Origin of the sequence: Micromonospora sp. NPDC049004, assembly GCF_040649315.1 — a bacterium.
Classification (GTDB): Bacteria; Actinomycetota; Actinomycetes; order Mycobacteriales; family Micromonosporaceae; genus Micromonospora.
The window spans coordinates 43,959-61,833 of record NZ_JBEZFG010000017.1 but is presented as its reverse complement, the minus strand read 5'-3'; the positions used below and the strand labels follow the sequence as shown (position 1 = coordinate 61,833).

Sequence of the window (17,875 nt, the reverse complement as noted above, 5' to 3'; positions counted from 1 at the left end):
TACATCAGCGTCGTCGGCTACCGCGACAACGGCACCACCGTCACCATCGCCGACTCCGCCGACCCCAACACCGCCTCCTACCAGGTCACCGTCGACCACCTCGCCGACTGGATCGCCACCCGCGGCTACGCCACCAGCTGACCCACACACCAACACACCAACCGACAAGGGCCGGACCCCGATCGTGGGGTCCGGCCCTTGTCACATCCCCACCCAGAACACGCGCAGATCTTGGACAGTTTCCGTTAGCAGCTAACGGAAACTGTCCAAGATCTGCGCTCTCAGATGTGCGGTCCGCCGCCGGAGCGGGCCGTCTCCCCGGACGGCGTTGGCTCCGCCGATGGCATTGGGTCTGCCGACCGCGTTGGGTCTGCCGACAGCGTTGGCACGGCGGCGCTCACGCGGTGGGCCCGTCGTCGTAGCCACCATGTGCTGGCCAGCCCGGCGAGCACCGCGAGGACCAGGCCGGCCCAGGAGATGTCCTTGAGCCAGTGCTCGGCGGCCCGGCCGACGGTGAACAGCAGGTACGTGGTGCCGAACGCCCACACCAGCCCGCCTGCGGCGTTGGCCAGTAGGAACCGCCGGTACGGCACGTGCAGGGCCCCGGCGAGCGGGCCGGCCAGGATCCGCAGCAGCGCCACGAACCGGCCGAAGAACACCGCCCAGACGCCATGTCGGGCGAAGCTCTGCTCGGCCCGGGTGAGCTGGGCGGGGCCGAGATGGCGGGGGAAGCGTCGGCCCAGCCGGGCCAGCAGTGGACGGCCACCGCGCCGACCCACCGCGTACCCGATGGAGTCGCCCACGATCGCGCCGGTGGCGGCGGCCGTGGCCACCCACTCCGGCTCCACGACTCCGGTGGCCGCGAGCAGGGCCGAGCTGACCAGGACGATCTCACCGGGCAGCGGGACGCCCATGCTTTCCACGCCGATCACCCCGGCGACGAGCAGGTAGACCGCGATCGGCGGCAGCGACACAAGCCAGTGCTGGACGTCGAACACGGTTGACCCTCCTCCGACCGGACCCTCGAACCCTACCCGCGGCGGCCCGCCCGACCGGCCTTCCGACGAGGGCCCGGGAGCGGTTGTGCGGCCCCGAGCGCTCCCCCTATCCGTCCTAGGAGGCTAGGGATCAGGTGGTGGGGCGGACCGCCTGGTCGAGTTGCGTAACTAGCAAGACGGACGTACGGTTTTGTTGAAGAGCGGAATCGGCGGTAAGTGTCACCTAACCTCGGCGGCACCCCGGCCGGTGCGACAGACTGCTCAGGACTACTCACGGTCGCTGGTGTGAAGGAGTACGACGTGGCGAGCCTCGACACCTTCGGTGCGAAGACCCAGCTACGCGTCGGAGACGCGAGCTACGAGATTTTCAAGATCGACAAGGTGGACGGCCACGAGCGGCTGCCGTACAGCCTGAAGATCCTCCTGGAGAACCTGCTGCGGACCGAGGACGGCGCGAACATCACCGCCGACCACATCGAGCAGCTCGGCGGGTGGGACCCCACCGCCGACCCGAGCGTGGAGATCCAGTTCACCCCGGCGCGGGTGCTCATGCAGGACTTCACAGGCGTGCCCTGCGTGGTCGACCTGGCCACCATGCGCGAGGCCGTACGGGAGCTGGGTGGCGACGCCACCAAGGTCAACCCCCTCGCCCCCGCCGAGCTGGTCATCGACCACTCGGTGATCGCCGACCTGTTCGGCCGCGAGGACGCGTTCGCCCGCAACGTCGAGCTGGAGTACGAGCGCAACAGGGAGCGCTACCAGTTCCTGCGCTGGGGCCAGACCGCGTTCAACGAGTTCAAGGTCGTCCCGCCGGGCACCGGCATCGTGCACCAGGTCAACATCGAGTACCTGGCCCGCACCATCATGGAGCGCAACGGCCAGGCGTACCCGGACACCGTGGTCGGCACCGACTCGCACACCACGATGGTCAACGGCCTGGGTGTGCTGGGCTGGGGCGTCGGCGGCATCGAGGCCGAGGCCGCGATGCTCGGCCAGCCGGTCAGCATGCTGATCCCGCGCGTGGTGGGCTTCAAGCTGTCCGGCGAGATGCCGGCCGGCACCACCGCCACCGACCTGGTGCTGACCATCACCGAGATGCTGCGCAAGCACGGTGTGGTCGGCAAGTTCGTCGAGTTCTACGGTCCCGGCGTGAGCGCCGTGCCGCTGGCCAACCGCGCCACCATCGGCAACATGTCGCCCGAGTACGGCTCCACCGTGGCGATCTTCCCGATCGACTCCGAGACGATCCGCTACCTGGAGCTGACCGGCCGCGACGCCGCGCAGGTCGCGCTCGTCGAGGCGTACGCCAAGGAGCAGGGCCTCTGGCACGACCCGGACGCGGAGCCGGCCTACTCGGAGCGCCTGGAGCTGGACCTGGGCTCCATCGAGCCGTCGCTCGCCGGCCCGAAGCGCCCGCAGGACCGGGTGCCGCTGGGTGCCGCCAAGACGCTGTTCCGCTCGGCGCTGACCGACTACGTCGCCGACGACTCCACCGTCGAGCGTGACCTCAAGCCGGGTGTGCCCCGCGAGGAGCTGCCGCGCGGCGCGAACGGCCCGGCCGACGAGGCCAGCGCCGAGTCCTTCCCGGCCAGCGACCCGCCGGCCAACGACTTCAGCGACCCGGCCGACGAGCCGCGCGACCTGGAGACCGCTGCGGTGGGCGCGGGCGGCCGGGCCACCAACCCGGTCCGGGTCACCGGCGCCGACGGCGTCGAGTACGAGCTGGACCACGGCGCAGTGGTGATCGCCGCCATCACCTCCTGCACCAACACGTCCAACCCGCAGGTGATGATCGGCGCGGCCCTGCTGGCCCGTAACGCCGTGGAGAAGGGCCTGACCCGCAAGCCGTGGGTGAAGACCACCCTGGCCCCGGGCTCCAAGGTCGTCATGGACTACTACGAGCGCGCCGGCCTGACGCCGTACCTGGACAAGCTCGGCTTCAACCTGGTCGGTTACGGCTGCACCACCTGCATCGGCAACTCGGGCCCGCTGCCCGAGGAGGTGTCTGCCGCAGTCAACGAGCACGACCTGTCGGTCGTCTCGGTGCTGTCGGGCAACCGGAACTTCGAGGGCCGGATCAACCCGGACGTCAAGATGAACTACCTGGCGTCTCCGCCGCTGGTGGTGGCGTACGCCCTCGCCGGCACGATGGACATCGACCTGGCCAACGAGCCGATCGGTGAGGACAGCGACGGCAACCCGGTCTTCCTGCGGGAGATCTGGCCGAACAGCGCCGAGATCCAGGACGTCATCGCCCAGGCGATCGGCGCGACCGGGTTCAGCGCCGCGTACGCCGACGTCTTCGCCGGTGACGAGCGGTGGCAGTCGCTGCCCACCCCGACCGGCGACACGTTCGCCTGGGCCAGCGACTCGACCTACGTGCGCAAGCCCCCGTACTTCGAGGGCATGCAGCAGGAGCCGAGCCCTGTCGTCGACATCTCGGGCGCGCGCGTGCTGGCCAAGCTGGGTGACTCGGTGACCACCGACCACATCTCGCCGGCCGGCGCGATCAAGGCCGACTCGCCGGCCGGCACGTACCTCGCCGAGCACGGTGTGCCGCGCCACGAGTTCAACTCGTACGGCTCCCGCCGGGGCAACCACGAGGTGATGATCCGGGGCACGTTCGCCAACATCCGGCTGCGCAACCAGCTGGTGCCCGGTGTGGAGGGCGGCTTCACCGTCAACCACCTCACCGGCGAGCAGACCTCCATCTACGACGCCTCGATGGCCTACCAGGAGGCCGGCATCCCGCTGGTCATCCTGGCCGGCAAGGAGTACGGGTCGGGCTCGTCGCGGGACTGGGCGGCCAAGGGCACCATGCTGCTGGGCGTCCGGGCGGTCATCGCCGAGTCGTACGAGCGGATCCACCGCTCCAACCTCATCGGCATGGGCGTGCTGCCGCTGCAGTTCCCGGTGGACGTCACCGCCGAGTCGCTCGGCCTGACCGGCACCGAGATGTTCACCATCACCGGTGTGACGGCCCTGAACGACGGCGACACCCCGCGCACGGTGACGGTCACGACCGACACCGGCGTGGAGTTCGAGGCAGTGGTGCGGATCGACACCCCGGGTGAGGCGGACTACTACCGCCACGGCGGCATCCTGCAGTACGTGCTGCGCCGCATGATCGCCAACTGACGTACCGACGTTTCACCGCAGGCTCTCTCCCCCGCTGTGGGGGAGAGAGCCTGCGTCGTTTCCGGGTCGTTCGTCGCGCCGCAGGGTGCGCTCAACCGGTCGTCGGGCACGGCCGGACCGCACCGAACTGATCGGCGACGCCGACCCGGGGTAGCCGGCGGTGCCGGATCAGTGGTGTGCCCCGGGCTGACCGCCCGCCGAGCCGTCAGCGTCCGGTGAGGCGGGTTGTCAGGCGTGACAGCAGGATGACGGACTCGCTGAGTTGCCGTCTCTCATCCTCGTCGAAGGTCTCACGGATCGCGGCGCCCAGGGCGCCCGCGCGCAGCGCGCGTTCCCGTTGAAGACGGGAACGCCCGGCGTCGGTGAGGTGCAGCAGGAGCTTGCGGGCGTCGCCGGGGTGCTGCTCGCCTCGGACCAGGCCCTCGGCGGAGAGGTCCTTGACCGACTTGGCGGCCGACTGATGGGTGACGCCGCGCAGGCGGGCGAGATCGGCCGTGGTCAGAGGGCCGTCCCGGTCGAGGAATCCGAGGATGGCAGCCTCGCCGGGCGGCATGGTGTCGGCGGCTCGTACCGCCCGGACCAGCTCCCCCAGCGACTGCCGCAGCTCTTCGGCCAGCGCGTCTACGTCCATGGCCCCATCGTAGTCGAATCCCGCAATATTGTTGTACAGTCTGGTTGTACAACTGGGGTTCGATGGAGGTGGGGGGACAAGCGATCATGAAACTCACCAAGTTCGGTCACGCGTGCGTGCGGCTGGAGGAGGACGGGCGCCGCCTGGTCATCGACCCGGGCGGTCTCACCGACCCTGAGGCACTGGACGGCGCCGAAGCCGTGCTCGTCACACACGAGCACTTCGACCACTTCGCAGAGGACATGCTGCGCCGAGCGGCCGCGGCGCGTCCCGGTCTCCGGATCTGGACCAACTCCTGCGTGGCGAACAAGCTGGACGGCATCGGCAGGCAGGTCGCCACCACCGGGGACGGGGACGCCTTCAGCGCCGCCGGGTTTGACATCCGGGTCCACGGGACCTGGCACGCAGTCATCCACCCGGACATCCCCCGTATCCGCAACATCGGCTTCATGGTGGACGGAACCCTCTTTCACCCCGGCGATGCCCTCACCGTCCCCGACGCTCCGGTCGGCACGCTGCTGCTGCCCGTGCACGCTCCCTGGTCCACCGTCGGAGACCTGATCGACTACGTGCGGGAGGTCGCTCCCCGCGACACCTACGCCGTGCATGACGGTGCCCTCAACGACGTCGGCACGGCGATGGTCGCGGGTTTCCTCGACGAGCGGGGCCCTGGCCTTCCGGGCCACTACCGTCGACTGACGCCGGGCGCGAGTGTCCAGGTCGGCTGAGGTCCAGCGCCACCGATCCGCCACGACCACCCTGTCCCGCCCGCCTTCCGGCGTCCACCGCCATCCCGCACGTCAGCGAGCGAGCTCGTCCGCCCGGTCGAGCAGCGCACGGCGCTCGGCGGTCGAACCGGCCATCTGAGCGGCCTCCCGGAACAGCGCGGCGGCCCGCGGCCGGTCACCCTGCCGGGCGACCAGATCGGCCCGTACCGCCACGGCGAGCGGGTTGCCGTCCAACCCTCCCCCGGCCTGCGCCGCGTCGAGCACGCCCAACCCGGCGTACGGCCCGTACGCGTAGCCGTGCGCGACGGCGCGGTTGAGCGCGACCACTGGCGAGGCCCGGATGTCGGCAAGCGCGTCGTAGGCCCGCGCGATCGTCGGCCAGTCGGTGTCGTCGGCGGACGGCGCGGTGGCGTGGCAGGCGGCGATCCGGGCCTGCCACGCGTACGGCCCGTCATCGCGTACCCGGGCAAGGGCGGCCCGGCCCTCGGCGATGGCCGCATGGTCCCAGCGCGCCCGATCCTGGCGCTCAAGGGTGAGCAGGTCGCCTGCGGCGTCCCGACGGGCGTCCCGGCGGGAGTGCTGGAACAGCAGCAGCGCCAGCAGCGCGGCGACCTCGGACTGCTCCGGCATCAACTCCTCGAGCAGCCGGGCCAGCCGGACCGCCTCGTCGGCGAAGGCCGGCTCGCCGTCGACGACGTAGCCCCGGGTGAACAGCAGGTACAGCACGGCGAGGACGCCGGGCAGCCGTTCGGCCAGCGCCGGCCCGCTCGGCACCCGGTACGGGATCCCGGCCTGCGCGATGCGGGTCCGGGCGCGGGTCAGCCGGCGGGTCATCGTCGACTCGCTGACCAGCAGGAGCCGGGCGATGTCGGCGGTCGGCACCCCGCAGACGGTCCGCAGGGTCAACGCCACCCGCGCCTCGATCGCGAGCGCGGGATGGCAGCAGGTGAAGATGAGCCGCAGCCGGTCGTCCACCACGTCCCTTCCCGCCGGGGTCTCGGGCCACGCGTCGTCCGGCGCGAGCACCGCCAGTTCGTGCAGCTTGCGGCGCTCGACGGCGGTCCGGCGCAGCACGTCGATCGCCCGGTTGCGGGCGACGGTCAGCAGCCAGCCGCCCGGGTTCCCCGGCACGCCGTCGCCGGGCCAGCGTTCCAGCGCGACAGCGAGCGCCTCCTGCGCGCAGTCCTCGGCCAACGCCCAGTCCCCGGTCAGTCGGATCAGGGTCGCGACGATCCGGGGGTACGCGTCCGCGCCGGCGGCCGCGACGGCCTGCGCCGCCGCGGCCGCGCCGACGCTGTCGGGTGCACCGCTGGTGGTGTCGGTGCGGCTCATCCGATCAGGCGGACAGGTCCGCGTACGGGCGCAGTTCGAGCCGCCCCTCCCGCGCCATCGGGTGGGTGCGCGCCACCTCGATCGCCTCGTCGAGGTCGGCGCAGTCGAGCAGGTCGAATCCCACGATGACCTCAGTGGTCTCGGCGAACGGCCCCTCGGAGACGAGCAGCTCGCCGTCGCGGACGCGGACCATGGTGGCGGCGCTGGTCGGCGCCAGCACGTTGCCGGTGAGGCGTCGGCCACGGGAGTCGTTCTCCGCCACCCACTTGTGGATGTCGGGCAGCTCGGTCGGGTCCGTGTCCGGTGCGGTGTCGGTGCAGACGAACATCATGAACTTCATCTGGCGCTCCCTCGTGTGTCCGGGTGTCGCCAGCATGACGAACGGGCGCAGCCGTTCCGGACAGCCTCCCCGAAAAAACTCCGTCAGTCCGTGCCGGCAGCCCGCCGGCGGGCCTCGCGGGTCTTCATGGCGTGCTCCATGAGGGTCACGAGCACCTCCTTGCTGGATTCGCGCTGGCGGGCGTCGCAGAGCAGCACCGGCACGCCCGGGTCCAGGTTCAGCGCGGTCTGCACCTCGTCGAGCCGGTACTTGCGGGCACCCTCGAAGCAGTTCACCGCAACGACGAACGGGGTGCCCCGACCCTCGAAGTAGTCGATCGACGGGAAGCAGTCGGCCAGTCGGCGCGTGTCGGCCAGCACCACCGCGCCGATCGCGCCCAGCGCCAGCTCGTCCCAGACGAACCAGAACCGGTCCTGCCCGGGTGTGCCGAACAGGTAGAGCACCAGGTCGTCGCTGATGGTGATCCGACCGAAGTCCATCGCCACGGTGGTGGTGGTCTTACCCTCCACCCCGGACAGGTCGTCGATGCCGACGCCGGTCTCGGTCAGCACCTCCTCGGTGCGCAACGGCCGGGTCTCGCTCACCGCGCCGACCATTGTGGTCTTGCCCACGCCGAAGCCACCGGCGACCAGGATCTTGATCGCGGTGGGCAGTGGCGTCGCTCCCGCCGGCCGGTCAGAGTGCCCGTAGTCCATTGATTACCGCCTCGAAGATGCTGTTGTCGGGAAGACCGGCCGTGGTCTGGGGTTCGCGTACCTGCACGAGGTTGCGGGCCGCCAGGTCGCCGAGGAGCACCCGGATGGTCCCCACCGGAAGGTCGAGGTGGGCGGCGATCTCGGCGACGGACTGTATTCGCTGGCACAGGCCGACGATCGCCAGGTGCTCGGGACCGAGACCCACCTCCGGCGTCACGTCGGCTCGGGTCGCAGTGACCAGGGAGATCAGGTCGAACGTGCCGGTGACCGGGCGGGCACGCCCGCGTGTCACCGCGTACGGGCGCACCACCGGGCCCGCATGGTCATCCACCCACTGATGCTCTGCGGACTCCCCCTGCACCGTCATGGCCGTTACCTCTCGCCAGCCGACTGTTCGGCGCCCCGCGACGGGGAGGCCACGTACTTGCCGACCCGGGTGACGAGCATCGCCATCTCGTACGCGATGAGACCGACGTCGGCGTCCTCGCTGGCGAGAACCGCCAGGCAGGCGTTGCGGCCGGCGGCCGTGACGAACAGGAACGACGACTGCATCTCGATGATGGTCTGCTGCACCTGCCCGCCGCCGAAGCGCTTGCCGGCACCCCGGGCCAGGCTCTGGATGCCGGCCGCCATCGCCGCGAGGTGCTCACCGTCGTCGCGGCTCAACCCCTGCGAGGAAGCCATCAACAGCCCGTCGGTGGAGAGCGCGACCGCATGCTCGGCCTGCTTCACCCGGCCCACCAGATCATCCAGCAACCACGTCAGGTCGGCACTCGAAGCCGTCTTCTGGGCCACTTCGTCGTCCTCTTCTCGCCCGGCAGTTGCGCCGTATTCGTCTTGGGCTTGACCGTCACACCGCGCGGGAACCCGCAGCACCGGTGCTCGGTCAGGTGGCTTGTGGTTCCTCGTCGGTCGGCTCGGGCGTGCCGCTCGCCGAGGCGTCGGACGCGCCACCGAGCAGTCGCGCCGCGTCGGTCCGACCGCGCCGGGTGCCGGTCTGATACGAGCTCATCATCCGGCGTACCTGCTCCGGCGGCCGTGCCACGTCCTCCTCGTCGGACTCGGTTGCCGCCGGGTCGTCGCGCAGCTCGGGAACGATGTTCGCCTGGCGGACGCGGACCGGCAGGCCCGAGTCGGTCCGGTCCGTCTCGGCGGGCGCCGGGGTCGGCCCGCCGTCGCCGGCCGGCTCGCTGCCGCCACCGCTCGGGCCGACCCGGTCCACCGCGGGAAGGCCGCTGGGCACCGTCGGGCCCTCCAGGGCGGGCTGGCCGAGGCCACGCCGGGCCCGGGTGGGCAGCTCCGCCGCCGGGGCGCCCAGGGTCGTCCGCTGCCGGGTGGGGAGTACGACCTCGCTGTCGGTCCCGTCCACCTGCTGCTCGGCCGGGGTGCTGCTCTCGGGCAGCACCGGGGCGAGGGGGGTCACCGGCGTTGCCGGGCCCGGAGCGCTCGTGTCCGTCGCCGCGGCGGCCACCGCGACCGACGAGAGGCTGGCGGAACGGCCGCCGTCGGCGGGACCGGCGGCGGACGGCCCCGACGGCAAGGCGATGGCAGTCGGCCCGGCGGGAAGCGCGCCGGAGTCCTCCGGGTCGGTCCCGTTCGCGGTGACCAGCTCCAACGGAATGAGCACGACCGCGGTCGTGCCGCCGTACGCCGATTCCTTGAGCCGGACCCGCACGCCGTGCCGCTCGGTCAGCCGGCTCACCACGTAGAGGCCGAGCCGGGCGGCGTTGGCGAGGTTCAGCTCGGACTGGTCGACGATGCGGTGGTTCGCCGCGGCCAGGTCCTCCTCGCTCATGCCGAGGCCCCGGTCCTCGATCTCGATGGCGAACCCGTTGGCCACGAGCTGGCCACGGACCTCGACTGTGGTGTGCGGCGGTGAGAACGACAGGCCGTTCTCGATCAGCTCGGCGAGCAGGTGGATGATGTCGCCGACCGCCCGGCCGGCGAGTGAGACGGGCCCGAGCGGCAGCACGTTGACCCGGGTGTAGTCCTCCACCTCGGCGACCGCGCCGCGCACCACGTCCACCATGGGGACGTTGCGCCGCCACGCCCGGCCCGGGGTGGAGCCGGACAGCACGATCAGGTTCTCCGCGTTACGCCGCATCCGGGTGGCGAGGTGGTCGACCCGGAACAGGTCCTCCAACTCCTCCGCGTCGTGCTCACGGCGCTCCATGGCGTCGAGCAGGGTGAGCTGGCGGTGCACCAGGGCCTGCGTACGCCGGGCCAGGCTGAGGAACACGTCGCGGACGTTGCGGCGCAGCTCGGCCTGCTCGACAGCGGTGCTCAGGGCGGTCTCCTGGACGGCGTTGAACGCCTTGCCGACCTGGCCGATCTCGTCGGTGCCGAACTCCAGCGGGGGCGCCTCGGTGGCGACGTCGACCTCCTCGCCGCGACCGAGCCGCTCGACCACCCGCGGCAGCCGCTCGTCGGCGAGCTGCCAGGCGGCCTGGCGCAGCCGTTCGAGCTGGCGCAGGAGGGTCCGGGCCGTGGTGATGGAGACGACGACCGAGGCGATGACGGCGAGCAGGCCCAGGCCGGTGGCGAGCACCAGCCGGACGACCACCATCACGGCCACGCCGGTGGCCCGGCCGACGATGCCCTCGCCGCCGTCGGTGACCGCGTCGTTCACCTCGGCCAGCGCCGGCTCGACGGTGCCGCGCCACTGCTCGGCGCTGACCGGCAGCTGGGTGGCCGGCCGGCCCTCGCGGATGATGCTGTCCTGCACGGCGCGCAGCCGGGTGAACGCCTCGCCCCCGACGAGCTGCCGGTAACGGCGCTCGTCGGCGTCGGCGAGCCGGGTCCGGGTCTCCTCGCCGAGGAAGCGTTCGGCACCGACCAGGCTGACGTAGCGGGCGTACTCCGGGCCACTCATCCGGCCGTTGCCGAAGAGGCCGCTGAGCAGCGCGTCCTCCTGGGAGATCAGCTCCTTCATCCGGTTGAGCTGGATCAGGGCCGCCGCGTCGGCGGCGATCTCCTTGTCGTCCAGGCCGCCGGTGACGTCGTAGATCCGGAAGATCGATCCGATGGCGCCGGTGTAGGCGTCGGCGGCGGAGATCCGGTCCACCTTGCGGGCGAGCACGTCGGCGCGGGTCTGCTTCAGGCCGTCGATCTGCACGATCGTGGCGTCCAGCTGGGCGTCGAGCGCCGAGCTGCCGGCCACGTCGACCTGCCAGTTGCGGACCGAGTCGGCGAAGTCCTCAGCCAACTGCGCGGCCTTGCGCTGCTCGGCCTCCAGCGTCGCGCGCTGCTCGGCGTCGGGGTTGCTCAGGTACGCCTGGGTCAGCCGCCGCTCCAACTGGAGCTCCTGCAGCAGCGGCTCACTGGGCGTGTAGACCTTGCTGTTGAGCAGCTGGACACCGAGCAGGTTGAAGCCGTCCCGCAGGGTCACCCATGCCGCGAACATCCAGAGCGCGACCAGGGAGAGCAGCAGGGCGACAACCTTGGTGCGGATACTCGTACCGCGAGAACGCATTGAACCGTCCCAGGCCGGGGTTGACTCAGCTCATCAACGGGTGATCATGAAAGACGACGTCCCGCCACAGCGGGGCGTACGGGGCTGAGGCTCTGCGTACGCTAGCAGTGTCCACACAACCCCTCAAGTTGTTGTTTTTGTTGCCGGGTAACCACAATCCACCACCGAACGGTCGGCATCCGCCAGATGGACGGACGCCAGACGGCAGGCTGCGAGCACCGCCGCGCGGACGATCGCAGTAGGACAGTACAGCTCCTTGCCGTACCACAGTGGACGGTCGGTCCGGCCGGACGGCAGGTGCAGGTAGGCGTGGCCGCGCGCCACCGCGTCGTCGACCCGGGGTGCCCCGGTCGGTGCGGCCAGCAGCACCTGCAGGGCGTACGCGGTCTCCTCGACCGTGCCGCCCCACCGCCCCCACGAGCCGTCGGCGCGTTGACTGTCCAGCACCCAGCGGGCCGCCCGGTCCACCGCCTCGGCCGCCGCGCCGCCTCTACCGAACTCCGCCAGCGCCAGCACGCAGCAGGCCGTGGCGTAGTACGGCGAGGCGTGCCACCGGTCCTGCCACGGGCCGTCAGCGAGCTGGTGTGCGGGCAGCACGACGCTGAGCCGCTCGACCGTCCGGTGGTAGCGCGGGTCCGCGCCGGGGTACGCGGCCACGTGCTGGCCGAACGCGTCCAGCACGTGCGCGTTGGTGGTGACCGAGAAGCCGTCCTCGCTCCCCGGCCAGGTGCAGAAACCGTCCGCCGTCTCGTACGCCCAGAGGCTGGCCGGGTCGGCGGGGTGGCCGAGTCGGGCGAGCGCGTCGAGCGTGACCGAGGTGGTGTCGGCGTCGGTCGGCAGGCCCTCGCCGGTGGCGACGCCCTCAGCGGCGGTGGCGGTGGCCAGGGTGCGCAGCACGGTGGCCGGCGGGTTGACCGCGACACCGGCGCGACGCAGCCCGCTGAGCACCCAGGCCCGCTCGAACACGGTGATCGGGGTCGGACAGGGCACCGGTCCGTCACCCTCGCGGATCAGCTGCCGCAGGAAGGCGTGCGCGGCGGGGCCGGCGTCCGGGCCGGCGGCGGTCAGCCAGGCGGCGGTCGCCGCCGGCGAGGCGCCGACGGCGGTGAGGGTCGGCCCGGCGTCGGCAGGTGTCGCGTCCAGCAGCTCGTAGAAGTGGGCCAGCTTGGTCGGCAGCGGCGCCCCGGCGGCCACCGCGGCCCGCACCGCGCGCAACCGGTCCGGGCCGAGCCCCGGTGGCAGGCTCAGCGGCGGGTGGGGCAGCCGGTCGGCGGTCGCCCGGTCCAGCCGGGTCAGCCGGTCGTTGATCGACTCGACGAGCGCCGGGACGATGAGGTCCAGCGCCGGGGTGTCCGGCAACGCCCGCGCGTGCGTGGTGAGCAGTCGGCCGGCGAGCGCGGCCAGCCCGCGCGCCACCGGGGCGAGCAGGTCCGTCCCGGACCATCCGCCGTCGGCCAGCGCGGCGAGCAGAGCGTCGGTGGCGCTGAGCGTGGGCACCAGGGCGTACCCCTCGGGTGGGCCCCACGCGCCGTCCGGGCGCTGCTCGCGCAGCAGGAACCCGATCCGCTGGTGGTGCCCCGGCAGCCAGGGCGCACCGGCAACGAGCCGACCGCTCTCGTACACCGAGGGGGCGACCTGCCCCCACTGTCGCAGCGCGAGGCCGGCGATCAGCTCGCGCGCGGCGTCGGTGGCCGGCTCGACCAGTACGCGCGGGGAGCCCTCACTCATCGCGCGCCCCCCAGAAGTCCGACAGCTGGTAGAAGCCACCCGTGAAGGAGATCTGCCGGTGCAGGTAGTCCGCCTGGCGGGGGCAGCGTTCGGCGAGGGCGGCCAGGTCGCCGCGGGACCGGGTGGTCAGCTCGGCGAGCCGGGTGTGCACCCGCGCCGGGTCGTCGACCAGCAGCAGGGCGTTCAGGTCGCCCCACTCGGCGTCCCGCCCGTGCGTGGCGAGGTCGTTTACCAGTCGCAGCACCCGCTGCACGCCACGTCCGGCGTCCAGCAGGTCGGTCAACTGGGCGAGGGTCCGCTCGTCGCCGGTGGCGATCCAGTGCGTGACGTTGACGAAGGAGCAGGCGAGGTTGTCGGCGTTGTCGAGATAGCGGTCCAGGTCCGGCAGGCGCCGCCCGGTGGTCGGGTCGGTCGGCAGGTTCTTCCAGTCCCACTCGCGCGACACGGCGGCGAGCATCCGCGCCAGCTCGTCGCGCCAGATCGGGCGCAGCCGGCCGAACGCCGGGACGGTCGTCAACTCGTCGCGCAGGTCGGCCAGCAGCCGCGCCAGGTGCCGGCCTGGCGGCGGCGCGGCTCCGTCGGCCACCGCCAGGCAGTCGGTCACGATCGCCCGGACGTCGTCGGCGGACCGGGCCAGGTAGTCGACCTGCCAGTCGGCGGCGAAGACCCAGAGCAGGGTACGGGTGGTGATCCGCAGTTCGGCGGCGGTGTGCCACGGCGCGGTGAACGCGATAGCGGTGGCCACCGAGCTGAGCAGCGCGGCGTCGAACGGCGCGGCGTCGAAGAGTTCGGGGTGGGCAGCGGTGACGCCCTGCAGGTCGCGGACGCCACGGACGGCGAGCGCGCACACCCGGCCCTGCTCGGCGACCGCGTCGGGCCCGGCCTGCACCGGCCACGGCGCCCCGGTCACGACGCGACCGGCCGCTCGACCGGAGTGAGGATCAGCTCGGCCCGCTGCTTGGGTTGCAGCGAGGCACCGAGCCGGGGTGTCAGGCCGACGGGCTCGCGCAGTCGGAAGCGGTAACGGCTCAGCACGGTGCTGACGATGAGCTGGGCCTCCAGCAGGAACAGGTACTGACCGAGGCACTGGTGCGGGCCACCGCCGAACGGGAAGTACGAGTAGCGGTAGCGCCGCCGGGGCTTCTCCGGCGCGAAGCGCTCCGGGTCGAACAGCGTCGGGTCGTCCCAGAACGTCGACATCCGCTGGGTGACGTACGGGCTGACCAGCACGGTGCCACCGGCCTTGATCCGCACACCGCCCAGCACGTCGTCGCGCACCGCGGTGCGGGGGATCATCCAGCCGGCCGGGTAGAGCCGCAGCATCTCGTCGAGCACCATGCGGCCGTAGCGCAGCTGCGGCAGGTGCTCGCGGCCGACCCGTTCGGCGCCGACGACCTGCTCGATCTCGTCGGTCATCCGCTCGGCCACGTCGGGTCGGGAGGCCAGCACGGGCCACAGCCAGGAGAGCAGGGCGATGGTGGTCTCGGTGGCGGTGGAGAACATCGCGACCACGTCGCCGCGGATCGCGTACTCGTCGGGTTCGCTGCCGTCGGCGCGCGGTCGACAGAGGGTGGAGATGATGTCGTCGCCGTCGGTGGGCCGGGCCCGGGCCTCCCGGATGATCGGCAGCACCACCTCGTCGATGGTCCGCACGGCCTCTGCGAAGCGTCGGTCGCCGGGCATCGGCACCGCGTACGGCACGAAGGGCACCAGCAGGCGCGGAAGCATCGCGGTGGTGACGGTGTCCAGCGCGGCGCTGATCCGCAGCGCGTCCGGCACCGAGATGCGGTCGGCGAAGAGGACCCGCATGGTGGTCCGCAGCACGATCCGGGTCAGCTCGCCGCCGCCGTCGATCGGGCGGCCGTCGCGGGCGGGTTCGAGCCACTCGTCGACGGCCTCGTTGATCGCCTCGGCCATCCGGTCCACGAGCGTCTCGGCCCGCTTCGCGGTGAACAGCGGTTGCAGCGCGCCGCGGCTGGACTCCCAGATCTCGCCCTCGGCGACCAGGATGGCGTCGCCGACGATCCGGCGGACCGGACGCCACAACAGGCCGTCGCCGTCGCGGGTGTAGTTGGCAACGTTGTCCCTCAGGACGCGTTGCAGGTGCTCCGGGTGACTGACGAGGTAGGGGCGGAACGAGCCGAGGTTCAGCCGGACGACCTCACCGCCGGCGGCGTCCGCGAAGCCGACCAGCGCGCCGAGCGGGTCGCGGATCAGCGCGGGCAGGGCGCGACGGAGCGGGATCTTCCGGGGTTCGGTGCTGACGGGGGCGGGGCCGGCATCGGACACCTGGGACATGCAACGTCTCCTCGTCGTTCCGCCGGCCTGGGTTGTCCACTTCGGCCGGACGGGACTGTGGAACTTTCACCTTCTGGGCGACGGAAGCATCTCACCAAATCGGGGGCACCTCTAGACCTGTGACCGGTGAGATTCCACCGACGCGCCCGATGAACATCGATGTCCATGGCGGGCTCGGGTCCTGAGTGGATTGTCAGGATGTGGCACCGGTGCAGGTCGCACCCGTACCGGTTGGGGTCGCGGACACCGGAGGGCCCGCGGGACGGCGGGCCCGGGGGCCGCACGCCCAGCGGAGCCACCCACCGGGTCGCACCCGTGCGATCCCAGAGGGCGGGCGGCGCGTGTGAGCCAGGACGCACCGGTACCTGCGAATCCGGGCGATGCCGGGCACCCTGTGCCAGGCTCTGTGGCATGGACGACAAGACCATCCTGAACCGGATCTCCGAGCTGGTCGACGAGGAACACCGGCTGCGCGCGGACGCCCAGGCCCACGAGTCGGGCACCGAGGGGGAGGCCAGCGAGCGGCTCCGCGCGCTGGAGGAGTCCCTCGACCAGTGCTGGGACCTGCTGCGCCGCCGTCGGGCCGCCCGAGAGACCCACGGCGACCCGGACTCCCAGGGCGAACGCCCCAAGCCCGAGGTCGAGCGCTACCTGCAGTGACCGGTGGGAGTGGGTCGGGCAGCCGCTCGGGCAGCCCGACCCGCTCCGCTCAGCGGATGCCCGCCTCCCGCAGCAACTCCCCCGTCAGTGCGCCGGGGTCGACCTGCTCGGCGCTCAGCCCCCGGGCCACGAACCACGCGCTGACCACCCGCACGTCGCGGGCCAGGAACTCGGGACCCTGCGGGTTCGCCACCACGTCGACCACCTGCGGCAGATCGATCACGACCAGCCGCCCGGAGTGCACGAGCAGGTTGTACGGCGACAGGTCGCCGTGCGCGTAGCCGGCCCGGGCCAGTACGCGCAGCGCCTCGACAAGCTGGCCCCACAGGTCGCGCAGCTCCGCCGTGCCGGGCCGGAGCTGGGCCAGCCGAGGCGCGGCAAGCCCCGACTCGGCGTCGCCGACGAACTCCAACATCAGTTCGGTGCCCCGCAACTGCACGGGGTACGGCACGGCGATCCGGTCGTAACCGGCGCCGATCTCCCAGAGCCGGGCCAGCGCGGCGAACTCGGCCGCCGCCCACTGCCCGGCGATCATCTGCCGGCCGAAGGCCGTCCGGCCGGCCATCGCCCGGTTTTCCCGGGACCGCCGCACCCGGCGCCCCTCCAGGTAGCCGGCATCACGGTGGAACAGCCGGTGCTCGGCGTCCCGGTATCGCTTGACGGCCAGCAGGCAGGATCGGTCCGTGTCCGGTACCGCACGGCGGACCAGGTGGACGTCCGCCTCCTTGCCGGTCTTGAGCACACCCAGTTCGGTGTCCTTGGCGGCCAGCTCGGTGATCAGCCACTGCGGGTGCGGCTCGGGGCCGTGCACGGCGTCGTCCCACGACGACCAGCGTTCGCCGGTGGCCGGGTCGGGTTCGCCGTCGGGGTCGGCGGGCGGCTCGGTGGGCCGCCCGCGCTTCAGAAACTGCGGTTCGTCGTCGTCGAAGCGGCTCTTGCCGCGGCTGCGGCGCTCCAGCGCCGGCAGGTCATGATCGCGCACTGTGGTGAGGTTCCCTTGGTCGAGGCTGAGTTAGGCAGCTGGAAGCGACCTGCGAAGACGGCCATGACCGACCCCCTCTCCTCGACCGGGCGCACGCCCGGGTGCACGATGCGCCGCCCATGCTGCCGTCGCCCCGACGGCGGGTCAATCGAATTACCGCGGCCGCTGCAACGGCCGGGTGCACGCCGCGTCCGACGGCGGCGAACCCCGTCAGCTAGCGAGCACCGTGGCGACCGCGGCGATCAGCCCGTCCACCGTGCGGCTCGGCGCGAACCGGACGTCCGACCAGGTCCGTCCCCGGTGCAGCCAGACGCTGGGCAATCCGACGGCCGCGGCGCCGCCGATGTCCGCCTCCGGGCTGTCGCCGACCACCCAGGCGCCGCGCAGCGGCATCCGGACCCGCTGCGCGGCGAGCGCGAAGATCCGCGGGTTGGGCTTGCTGACCCCGGCCTCCTCGGAGATCACCCAGTCGGCGACGTACCGGTCCAGGCCGGTACGTCGGATCTTGGCGTCCTCGACGCGTACGGTGCCGTTGCAGACCACCACCGGCACCCAACCCGCGTCGTCGGCGATCCGCAGCGCGCAGGCGGTCAGCGGATCGAGGCGGGTCTGCTCCACCACCCCGTCGTGCAGCTCCTCCACCAGGTCGATCGAGGGGATACGCAGCTCGTAGCGGTCCCGGATGGCGTCGGCGAGATCCCAGCGGTCGGTCAGACCGTCGGCGTCGATCGAGAGCAGCCAGTCGATGTCGGTGGGGGGCGCACCTATGCCGTCCAGGAAGCGCTCACCCCAGCGGCGGAACGGCCCGGCCCGATCCAGCAGGGTGTTGTCCAGGTCCAGCAGGAGCAGTGGCACTCGGGCACCCTACGGGAC

General features: G+C 72.0%; 16 protein-coding genes and 1 pseudogene. 4 read left to right on the top strand and 13 right to left on the bottom strand.

All coding sequences use genetic code 11. From position 1 onward, the window contains the following. Window positions 1-141 (top strand): annotated as a pseudogene (locus tag AB0B97_RS31815) (phytochelatin synthase); the annotation flags it as partial. Window positions 142-281: 140 nt separating this feature from the next. Here the strand turns inward: AB0B97_RS31815 and AB0B97_RS31810 are convergent. Beyond that, window positions 282-998 carry a DedA family protein gene (locus AB0B97_RS31810; RefSeq protein ID WP_357498933.1) on the bottom strand — a complete coding sequence of 239 codons (717 nt, stop codon included), beginning with the start codon at window positions 996-998 and terminating at the stop codon, window positions 282-284. Window positions 999-1,283: 285 nt separating this feature from the next. On the opposite strand from AB0B97_RS31810, the gene AB0B97_RS31805 reads away from it, so the two are divergent. Next, window positions 1,284-4,136: an aconitate hydratase gene (locus AB0B97_RS31805; RefSeq protein ID WP_357498931.1), complete on the top strand. Its 2,853-nt coding sequence runs from the start codon at window positions 1,284-1,286 to the stop codon at window positions 4,134-4,136. A gap of 205 nt (window positions 4,137-4,341) precedes the next feature. Here the strand turns inward: AB0B97_RS31805 and AB0B97_RS31800 are convergent, their stop codons facing one another. Further along, complete coding sequence (locus tag AB0B97_RS31800) at window positions 4,342-4,767, bottom strand: helix-turn-helix domain-containing protein (RefSeq protein ID WP_357498929.1); 426 nt, start codon at window positions 4,765-4,767, stop codon at window positions 4,342-4,344. An 86-nt stretch (window positions 4,768-4,853) separates the two neighbouring features. Between AB0B97_RS31800 and AB0B97_RS31795 the strand changes: the two genes are divergently transcribed. After that, the gene (locus AB0B97_RS31795; RefSeq protein ID WP_357498927.1) at window positions 4,854-5,495 is read left to right on the top strand and encodes an MBL fold metallo-hydrolase; all 642 of its coding nucleotides are present in this window, start codon (window positions 4,854-4,856) and stop codon (window positions 5,493-5,495) included. A 72-nt stretch (window positions 5,496-5,567) separates the two neighbouring features. Here the strand turns inward: AB0B97_RS31795 and AB0B97_RS31790 are convergent, their stop codons facing one another. The 9 genes from AB0B97_RS31790 to AB0B97_RS31750 all read right to left on the bottom strand — a co-directional run bounded on the left by AB0B97_RS31790 (window position 5,568) and on the right by AB0B97_RS31750 (window position 15,306). After that, window positions 5,568-6,827, bottom strand: coding sequence for a sigma-70 family RNA polymerase sigma factor (locus AB0B97_RS31790; protein WP_357498925.1), 1,260 nt, complete (start codon window positions 6,825-6,827; stop codon window positions 5,568-5,570). Between the two features lie 4 nt (window positions 6,828-6,831). Then, the gene (locus AB0B97_RS31785; RefSeq protein ID WP_234588219.1) at window positions 6,832-7,167 is read right to left on the bottom strand and encodes a YciI family protein; all 336 of its coding nucleotides are present in this window, start codon (window positions 7,165-7,167) and stop codon (window positions 6,832-6,834) included. An 83-nt stretch (window positions 7,168-7,250) separates the two neighbouring features. Next, window positions 7,251-7,862: an ATP/GTP-binding protein gene (locus tag AB0B97_RS31780; protein ID WP_234588218.1), complete on the bottom strand. Its 612-nt coding sequence runs from the start codon at window positions 7,860-7,862 to the stop codon at window positions 7,251-7,253. Next, window positions 7,843-8,229 (bottom strand): DUF742 domain-containing protein, encoded by a 387-nt coding sequence (locus tag AB0B97_RS31775; protein WP_007462630.1) that lies wholly within the window; start codon window positions 8,227-8,229, stop codon window positions 7,843-7,845. Before AB0B97_RS31775 ends, AB0B97_RS31780 begins: the two co-directional genes overlap by 20 nt. Window positions 8,230-8,234: 5 nt before the next feature. Then, window positions 8,235-8,657, bottom strand: coding sequence for a roadblock/LC7 domain-containing protein (locus AB0B97_RS31770; RefSeq protein ID WP_234588217.1), 423 nt, complete (start codon window positions 8,655-8,657; stop codon window positions 8,235-8,237). A gap of 91 nt (window positions 8,658-8,748) precedes the next feature. Next, window positions 8,749-11,334, bottom strand: coding sequence for a nitrate- and nitrite sensing domain-containing protein (locus tag AB0B97_RS31765; protein WP_357498921.1), 2,586 nt, complete (start codon window positions 11,332-11,334; stop codon window positions 8,749-8,751). A 123-nt stretch (window positions 11,335-11,457) separates the two neighbouring features. Beyond that, window positions 11,458-13,062 carry a prenyltransferase/squalene oxidase repeat-containing protein gene (locus tag AB0B97_RS31760; protein WP_357498919.1) on the bottom strand — a complete coding sequence of 535 codons (1,605 nt, stop codon included), beginning with the start codon at window positions 13,060-13,062 and terminating at the stop codon, window positions 11,458-11,460. Continuing rightward, entirely contained in the window at window positions 13,055-13,972 is a 918-nt protein-coding gene (locus AB0B97_RS31755; protein ID WP_357498917.1) for a terpene synthase family protein, read from the bottom strand. Before AB0B97_RS31755 ends, AB0B97_RS31760 begins: the two co-directional genes overlap by 8 nt. Beyond that, a complete protein-coding gene (locus AB0B97_RS31750; RefSeq protein WP_357498941.1) occupies window positions 13,969-15,306 on the bottom strand; it encodes a cytochrome P450 in 1,338 nt (445 codons plus the stop codon). Before AB0B97_RS31750 ends, AB0B97_RS31755 begins: the two co-directional genes overlap by 4 nt. Window positions 15,307-15,771: 465 nt before the next feature. On the opposite strand from AB0B97_RS31750, the gene AB0B97_RS31745 reads away from it, so the two are divergent. Further along, a complete protein-coding gene (locus AB0B97_RS31745; RefSeq protein WP_234591490.1) occupies window positions 15,772-16,020 on the top strand; it encodes a DUF2630 family protein in 249 nt (82 codons plus the stop codon). Window positions 16,021-16,069: 49 nt separating this feature from the next. Here the strand turns inward: AB0B97_RS31745 and AB0B97_RS31740 are convergent, their stop codons facing one another. Both AB0B97_RS31740 and AB0B97_RS31735 read right to left on the bottom strand, forming a co-directional pair. After that, window positions 16,070-17,002 (bottom strand): RIO1 family regulatory kinase/ATPase, encoded by a 933-nt coding sequence (locus tag AB0B97_RS31740; RefSeq protein WP_357498914.1) that lies wholly within the window; start codon window positions 17,000-17,002, stop codon window positions 16,070-16,072. A 210-nt stretch (window positions 17,003-17,212) separates the two neighbouring features. After that, window positions 17,213-17,857, bottom strand: coding sequence for an HAD family hydrolase (locus tag AB0B97_RS31735; RefSeq protein WP_234591492.1), 645 nt, complete (start codon window positions 17,855-17,857; stop codon window positions 17,213-17,215). Window positions 17,858-17,875 lie beyond the last annotated feature (18 nt).

Coding starts and splice junctions, on each gene's coding strand:
- AB0B97_RS31800 (WP_357498929.1), bottom strand. CDS start 4,767: ATGGACGTAGACGCGCTGGCCGAAGAGCTGCGGCAGTCGCTGGGGGAG.
- AB0B97_RS31795 (WP_357498927.1), top strand. CDS start 4,854: ATGAAACTCACCAAGTTCGGTCACGCGTGCGTGCGGCTGGAGGAGGAC.
- AB0B97_RS31790 (WP_357498925.1), bottom strand. CDS start 6,827: ATGAGCCGCACCGACACCACCAGCGGTGCACCCGACAGCGTCGGCGCG.
- AB0B97_RS31785 (WP_234588219.1), bottom strand. CDS start 7,167: ATGAAGTTCATGATGTTCGTCTGCACCGACACCGCACCGGACACGGAC.
- AB0B97_RS31780 (WP_234588218.1), bottom strand. CDS start 7,862: ATGGACTACGGGCACTCTGACCGGCCGGCGGGAGCGACGCCACTGCCC.
- AB0B97_RS31775 (WP_007462630.1), bottom strand. CDS start 8,229: ATGACGGTGCAGGGGGAGTCCGCAGAGCATCAGTGGGTGGATGACCAT.
- AB0B97_RS31765 (WP_357498921.1), bottom strand. CDS start 11,334: ATGCGTTCTCGCGGTACGAGTATCCGCACCAAGGTTGTCGCCCTGCTG.
- AB0B97_RS31760 (WP_357498919.1), bottom strand. CDS start 13,062: ATGAGTGAGGGCTCCCCGCGCGTACTGGTCGAGCCGGCCACCGACGCC.
- AB0B97_RS31745 (WP_234591490.1), top strand. CDS start 15,772: ATGGACGACAAGACCATCCTGAACCGGATCTCCGAGCTGGTCGACGAG.